Here is a 998-nt window from a genome sequence, read left to right as displayed (position 1 = left end):
GTCCAGTACCATGCTGATTCCCCTGTGGGCGAAGGCTGTGGAGCAGGGTAGGGCGCAGCCGCTTTTGCGCGATGACGAAGCCGTGCGGATGTTGGATAAGATTGACTACGACTTCAGCAAGTTTGCCAAAGTCAAAGCATCGCAGGTCGGCTGTTGCGGGCGGGCGAAGCTGTTGGACGATATGACCCGGCACTTTATCGCCGAACATCCCGACGCCGTCGTGTGCAAATCGGCGCGGGGCTGGATGCGCGTTACGAACGTTTGGGCAAGCCGCGCATTACCGATTGGTATGATTTGGATTTGCCGGAAGTGATTGAAGTGCGGCGCATGCTGCTGCCCGAATCGGACAATCATTATCTGGGCGCGTCCATGTTCGACGAAACATGGATGAACACCGTCGCCGCGCACGGCAAACCCGTGTTGCTCGTCATCGAAGGCGTGTTGATGTATTTTGAAGAAACGCAGGTGCAGGACTTTTTCAAACAGGTTGCCCGCCGCCTACCGCACGCGCAACTCGCCATCGACACCATTCCCAAAGCCTACATCGGACAAAGTAAACGCCACGACGCACTTGGCAAAATGGACAAACCGCCCGAGTTCCGTTGGGCGATAAGCGGAACGGACGACATCCGACGGCTGATACCGGGTGTGGAAATTATTGAAGAAGCCAGCTTGAGCAGCGTCTGTAAACCGCGTTATCCGTGGCTTTTGCGCCTTTTATATGCGACCGCGTGGGGACGGCGCAAACTGGATATGCGCTTGATGAGGATACAAGTGCCATCCAGTTGATAAGCATGAGGTCGTCTGAAAACGGTTTTCAGACGACCTTATGTTATGTTTTTGCTGGTGTTTTGGTGGCTGAAGTTGAGTTTAGAAATGGGCGAAAAAGCAGAGATTTGCTGCTAAGCGAAGCCTCTTTTTTACCCATATTGCAACCAATGTGAAATCCTGTATGCCAAAACATCTTTAATTTACAAGAAAACTATGGCGCAGAAGCG

1 pseudogene is annotated in these 998 nt (G+C 52.7%); it reads left to right on the top strand.

Going from position 1 to position 998, the window contains the following annotated elements:
• Window positions 1-789, top strand: a pseudogene (locus ACTHUR_RS11985) (class I SAM-dependent methyltransferase); the annotation flags it as partial.
• Window positions 790-998 lie beyond the last annotated feature (209 nt).

This window comes from Neisseria sp. P0021.S007 (assembly GCF_051956855.1).
This window is presented reverse-complemented; position numbering and strand designations above follow the sequence as displayed.